The 3,380-nt window shown below is 62.6% G+C and carries 3 protein-coding genes and 1 pseudogene; 1 reads left to right on the top strand and 3 read right to left on the bottom strand.

All coding sequences use genetic code 11. The features are described from left to right. From cbiB to A2I95_RS28240, 3 genes are all read right to left on the bottom strand, one after another. Positions 1 to 892, bottom strand: an 892-nt coding sequence (gene cbiB, locus A2I95_RS28250) for an adenosylcobinamide-phosphate synthase CbiB (protein WP_291735247.1), incomplete at its 3' end; no start/stop codon positions are given. After that, the gene (locus A2I95_RS28245; protein ID WP_291735245.1) at positions 889 to 1,851 is read right to left on the bottom strand and encodes a threonine-phosphate decarboxylase; all 963 of its coding nucleotides are present in this window, start codon (positions 1,849 to 1,851) and stop codon (positions 889 to 891) included. The genes A2I95_RS28245 and cbiB, both read right to left, overlap by 4 nt. Positions 1,852 to 1,999: 148 nt before the next feature. Then, positions 2,000 to 2,974, bottom strand: coding sequence for a glutathione S-transferase family protein (locus A2I95_RS28240; RefSeq protein ID WP_291735242.1), 975 nt, complete (start codon positions 2,972 to 2,974; stop codon positions 2,000 to 2,002). A gap of 214 nt (positions 2,975 to 3,188) precedes the next feature. Between A2I95_RS28240 and A2I95_RS28235 the strand changes: the two are divergent. Next, a pseudogene (locus A2I95_RS28235) lies at positions 3,189 to 3,380 on the top strand (hypothetical protein); the annotation flags it as partial.

The following is a 3,380-nucleotide window of genomic DNA, read 5'->3' as shown; positions in this document are numbered from 1 at the left end:
CAACCGTCAGGACAAGACCAAGCGCCCAAGTCTGCCACAGCAGGGTCACGGAGCGGGTGATGGTTTCGGCATTGGCGCTTTTGGTACCAAATGCATGGACCCAGGGAAAGTCGAGCATCTGCCCCTCATAAGATCGCGGGCCGGCCAGTGCGGTGTCCAGCGCCCGCGCCATGGCGGCTTCGGGCCAGCCGGCATTGGGCGACCGGTGCTTTCGGGCGTCTGCAGAAATTGCACCCCAGTGGCGCAGTTGGCCGCTGGACAGGGCGATCAGCAACCCAGTAAGGCGGGCCGGGATCAGGTTCAACAGGTCGTCCAGACGGGCGGCGGCCCAGCCGAAATCCTTGTACCGGCTGGTGCGGTAGCCGATCATGCTGTCGGCGGTGTTGACCATCTTGTAAACAATCAGGCCCGGCAACCCGGCAATCAGAAACCAGAATGCAGGGGCGATGACTCCGTCCGACATGTTCTCGGCGCCGCTTTCAATGGCAGAGCGGGCGGCTTGCGGCGCCGTCATGGCCGCGGTGTCGCGGCTGACGATCATTGCAACCGCTTGGCGGCCATCCTCCAGGCTGCTGCGCAGGCCCTTGGCAACGGCGGCAACATGTTCGGTCAGCGAACGCTGGGCAATCAGGATGGCTGCCACCAGGATTTCCACCAGCGTGCCGGGCAGCGACAGCAGCTTGCCAGCGATAACGCCGCAAAGAACCAGCGCCAACGCGGCCAGAACGCCTTTGCCGCGGCGGTTTTGGCCGGTATTAAGCTTGCGGTCGAAGAAGCCGACTGCCTTGCCCATCAGCACCGCCGGGTGGGTGATACGGGACCACAGCCATTTGGGCTCGCCGAAAACGGCATCCAGCACGAGGGCCACCGCCAGCATGGCCGCGGTGGTCATAGCGCGGCCTCCAGCCGGTCCCAGCCGTCAGCGGGCGGCAGGCCGAGGCGCAGATAGGTTTTGGAATAAGGGAATATGCGGCTCCAGATGCGGGCGCGGGCAAGTTTGTCCTGCCAGACGGCGGCATCGTCAACATTGTAGAGGCGGAACAGATCGGTGCCGCCCACCAGGCTGGCGCCCTTGGCAAGCATCATCTCGTCAAGCCGCGCCGCATCCGCCCGGAGCCGGGTGCGGGTGTCTCCGGCCCAGCCGTGGTCCTTCAGGGCCAGCGCGCCAGTTCGCAGGGCCGGGCCGGAGACCGCCCAAGGGCCTTGCCACGTTGACAGAGCGGCGATCAGTTTGGGATCGCCGATCGCAAAGCCCAGCCGCAGGCCGGCGAGGCCCCAGAATTTGCCAAAGCTTTTCAGGACAATCACGCCGGGGCGGGCGGCCATGCGAATCAGGCTCTCCGTTGGGCAGACGTCGCAAAAGCTTTCGTCGATAATAGTGAGCGGTGCGGTGAGCTGATCTTCGCTCCACATCCGGCCGTCGGGGTTGTTCGGATGCACCGCGACGCGGGCCTCAGCCGGGCCATCCACGCGGATTTTCCAGCCGCGGGCTTCAAAAGCCGCGGCGTGTTCGTTGTAAGTCGGTTTGGTGATCTGCACCCAGCGCGGCGCGGCCAGCGCAGGCAGGGCTGCGATCAGGGCTGATGCACCGGGGGCAGCCAGCACGGCGGCCTCATCCGGGATGTTCCAGAATGACCGCGCGGCGCGTTCGAGGTCGGCCAGCGCATCGGCGTCCGGCAGCGCGCCCCAGTCTCCGGCGGTAAAGTCCGGCAGCGGATAGGGGTGCGGGTTGATACCGGTGGACAGGTCCATCCAATCGCTGCGGGTACCGCCGAATTCTGCCATGGCAACGCCCAAGTTGCCGCCGTGGTCCCTGGATGGGGTCGAATTTTCGAGCGGGAGTTCAAGCATCGCGGTAGCCACCGGTTGAATGTTGCTCCGAACGGATCGGACGTCAAATCAGACACAGCGGTTCATAAAGCAACCGGGGCGGGGCGTGAACTCCCTAATTTTAGCGGTATCGGCCGGAAACGCCGGATTGGCGGCTGCCCGCGGCGGATCAGCCGCGCCGGTGCGGTTCTTGCCAGTCGATATCCGGATTGACCGGGATGATCCGGTGCGGGTTGATGGTGTCGTGGCTGTAGTAATAGTGGCGCACGATATGCTGCAAACCGACGGTTTCCGCCACGCCCGGCCATTGGTACAGCTCGCGGGTATAGGCCCAAAGGTTCGGGTAGTCTGCCAGCCGCTTGCGGTTGCACTTGAAATGCACGTGATAGACCGGATCAAACCGCAGGAGGGTGGTGAACAGCCGCCAGTCGGCCTCGGTCACACGGTCCCCCAGCAGGTAGCGGTGTTGCGACAGCAGGTCCTCCAGCCAGTCCAGGCTTTCAAACAGCGGCTCAACCGCGGTGTCATAAGCCTGTTGCGTGGTGGCAAAGCCGCATTTGTAGACGCCGTTGTTTATGGTGCTGTAGATGCGGGCGTTCACGGCCTCGATCGGCTCTCGCAGCTCTTCCGGCCAGTAATCGCTGGTGTTGCCGGTGATCCCGTTGAACGCTGAGTTGAGCATTCGGATGATCTCGGCGCTTTCGTTGGAAACGATGGTATCCTGTTCCTTGTCCCACAGAACCGGCACCGTCACCCGGCCGGTATAGCCTGCATCGGCGCGGGTGTAGATCTGGTGCATATGGGAACTGCCGAACAGAGTGTCGCCGGTGGCGCCATGGTCGTCCCTGTCAAAGGTCCAGCCTTCGCCCAGCATATCGGGATGCACAACGGAAACAGAGATATGATCCTCGAGCCCCTTCAGCTTGCGGAAGATCAGCGTGCGGTGGGCCCAGGGGCAGGCGAGCGAGACAAAAAGGTGATAGCGTCCGCTTGCTGCGGGGAAGCCGCCCTTGCCCGAAGGACCAGCGCTGCCATCGGCTGTGATCCAGTTGCGGAACTGCGATTCGCTGCGTTTGAACGCGCCGCCAGTGGATTTGGTATCATACCACTTGTCGTGCCATTTCCCGTCGATCAAAAGGCCCATCACGTCTGCTCCTGCTGCTGTGCGCAGGAAACATAGACCTGCTCAGGCCGGGTGCCTATGCAGCGCAGCGCGCAAGGCCTCTGCGTCACTGCACAAGAGCAACAAAATTGCGCGACCGTCAAATTTCCGAAAATGTTCACTTGATTTTATATGTTTGTGACGCACCGTTGAAAGAAGGACCCGAGAGACACTAAGCATTTGGAAGGCCGGAACGATGAATACCTATGTGCCCAAAGCCGTGCAGGAAGCGCTGGACACCGCCCGGCTTCAGGGGATGCGCAAGAAAAGCCGTTTGCGGGTAATGGCGGACAATGAGCTGGTCCCGGTTTTGCGGATGTGGAAGACGGGTTTTTCGGTTGAGGCAGAGACTGCGCCGATGCTGCGCGGGCTGGTCGATCTTTACGAG

Source organism: Leisingera sp. F5, assembly GCF_001593695.1.
Note: the sequence above shows the minus strand (reverse complement) of the source record. Positions and strands in the feature narration are given on the sequence as shown.